Origin of the sequence: Helicobacter labetoulli (assembly GCF_003670275.1) — a bacterium.
Classification (GTDB): Bacteria; Campylobacterota; Campylobacteria; order Campylobacterales; family Helicobacteraceae; genus Helicobacter_C; species Helicobacter_C labetoulli.
This window is the reverse complement of sequence record NZ_QXJF01000009.1, coordinates 112,086-114,593: the sequence shown is the minus strand read 5'-3', so window position 1 is coordinate 114,593 and position 2,508 is coordinate 112,086. Positions and strand designations below refer to the sequence as shown.

Sequence of the window (2,508 nt, the reverse complement as noted above, 5' to 3'; positions counted from 1 at the left end):
CATTGTATTAGATTCTATAAAGAATCTTTGGGAAAGACTTACGATTATGTGGTGCTTTTAGAGCCGACAAGCCCATTGCGAGAGAAAGGCGATATAGATGCAATGATAGAAAAGCTTGTCAAAGATGGGGTAGATTCTATCTCAAGTATCGGCGAGGTTAAAGAACACCCAGCTATTTTAAAAAAGATTACAAACAATCGCCTCCACACCTTTATGCCAAACCTCCCTAAAACGACACGCCGACAAGATAATGAAACCCTTTACTTCCCCTATGGCGTAGCCTATATTGCTAAAACTACCGCCCTTTTGCAAGAGCAGACATTCTACACGCAAAACTGCACCTTTTACACAATCTTGCCTCATCAATGCTACGAAGTTGATGACCTATGCGACTTTCTCTGCATAGAGGCAATGATGAAACATTTTTATCCAATTCAACACAAGGAGACAACAATGCAAAACAAAATCTTAGTTATTGGGCTAGGCTCAATGGGAAAAAGACGCGTGCGAAACTTAATCGCACTAGGACTAAAGGATAGAATCTTAGGCTTTGATATACGCGAGGATAGACGCAAGGAAGCGGAGCAAAAATATAGCATAAGCACTTTTAGCTCATTGCAAGAGACTATGCAAGCTCACAAGATAGATATTTTTATCAACTCCACACCTCCGCATATCCATATGCAATATGCCAAAATTGCCGCAGAAAACAATATCCACTGCTTTATAGAAGCCTCTGTAGTGGAAAAAGAGAAAATCCTAGCTCTTTCTCAAAGGGCAAATCAAAACACGCTCATACTACCTAGCAGCACGATGTATCACACGCCAATGGTGAAGCGTATCAAACAACTAGTAGATTCTCACGCCATAGGCGAGATTCTTAATATCAATTACCACACGGGGCAATATCTACCTGATTGGCATCCGTGGGAGGATATACAAGATTATTATGTCAGTCGCACAGATACAGGTGGCGGGAGAGAGATTGTGCCTTTTGAGCTGACTTGGCTATGTGCTATCTTTGGCAAGGCTCGTGCCATAGGTGGAATGTATGGCAAACTCACCGATATGAATGCACCCATTGATGATATGTATCACTGCCTTTTACAATTCCAAAGCGGTGCGTTACTCAATCTTAGCATTGAAGTGATCTCCGCACCAAAAGCCACAAGAGAGCTTAGAATCTTAGGGACAAAAGGTATCATCAAATACAGCCAAGATTCAAATATTCTTAGCTTCATCAATACCGATATGAGCGATTGGGAGCATACGCATTTTGATGAAGGCACGATTGAAGCACAATACATAAACCCTGAAGAGCCATATATTGAGGAGATGACAACATTCCTTAATGCCATCAAGCAAAATAATCCCGCCCTTTTTCCAAACTCACTTGCACAAGATTATGAGATTCTCTTACTTTTAGAGCAAATAGAATCTTCAAGCAATCATTTAGGTAGGCAATTAAACGGGGGGGGGGCAGTAGATGAATCTTATCATCCACAAGGCTCATTCGCCACCACAAAATATTTTAACCTATGCTGTTTTGATTCCATCTCATTGCAAGATAGAGCCTCTCTTGGCAGATTGGTTGCCTAATGTATCAAGGATATACATTTTTAGCCATTATTCCCGCACGGAGTGGAAGTAAGGGATTGCCTGATAAAAATATCAAGCTTTTATGTGGGAAACCACTTTTAGCGTGGAGTATAGAATCTGCTTTAGATTCTGCTTATATTGATGAAGTGGTAGTAAGCACAGATTCTAATGTGTATGCAGATATTGCTAAGTCTTATGGAGCTAATGTTCCTTTTTTAAGACCTGAATCTTTAAGTAGTGATACTACTACGACTTTTGATGTATTAGAGCATTGTATTAGATTCTATAAAGAATCTTTGGGAAAGACTTACGATTATGTGGTGCTTTTAGAGCCGACAAGCCCATTAAGGGTGAAAAATACCTTTCAAGCTCTAGGCGACATAGATAGAGCTATACAAGAGCTTATAGCACACAAGCTAGAATCTAAAGCCCACTCACAAGCTCAATCAATTGTGGGTATCTCTCTCACAGAGGGGGCAAATCCAGCCTTTCTAGTAAAGCTTGAAAATGGTTTTATCCGTCCGTATGAAAATATGGATTTTAAACCTTTAAGGCGGCAAGAAATTAAGCCTGTGTATTTTTTTGAAGGGAGCTTGTATATCAGCAGCATAGAGGCATTTTTAGAACACAAAGGCTTTTATCATCATCTCACACTTGGCTTTGAAATGCCTAAATGGCAGAGCTTAGAGGTTGATGATATTGATGACTTTGCTATGGTGGAAGCTATGGCACAACGATACAAGGAAAGATTATGAGAGAACACAAAATTACAAAAGACAATTACTTGCAAGCCGCACAAATGGATAAGCAAAGCACAAAAAACTACTTTGCTAAATCTATCAATAAAACAGAACAGCAAAAAGCTTTAGAATCTTTGCTTTTAGATGCTATAAACAAAGGGGAATTAGA

The 2,508-nt window shown here is 39.6% G+C and carries 2 protein-coding genes; both read left to right on the top strand.

Going from position 1 to position 2,508, the window contains the following annotated elements; translation table 11 throughout:
* On the top strand, window positions 1-1,599 hold a 1,599-nt coding region (locus tag EBF12_RS06160), incomplete at its 5' end, for a Gfo/Idh/MocA family protein (RefSeq protein WP_121726879.1).
* On the top strand, window positions 1,599-2,354 hold the full coding sequence (locus tag EBF12_RS06155) for an acylneuraminate cytidylyltransferase family protein (protein WP_121726863.1): 756 nt from the start codon (window positions 1,599-1,601) through the stop codon (window positions 2,352-2,354). The genes EBF12_RS06160 and EBF12_RS06155, both read left to right, overlap by 1 nt.
* Window positions 2,355-2,508: the final 154 nt, after the last annotated feature.

Coding starts and splice junctions, on each gene's coding strand:
- EBF12_RS06155 (WP_121726863.1), top strand. CDS start 1,599: ATGTATCAAGGATATACATTTTTAGCCATTATTCCCGCACGGAGTGGA.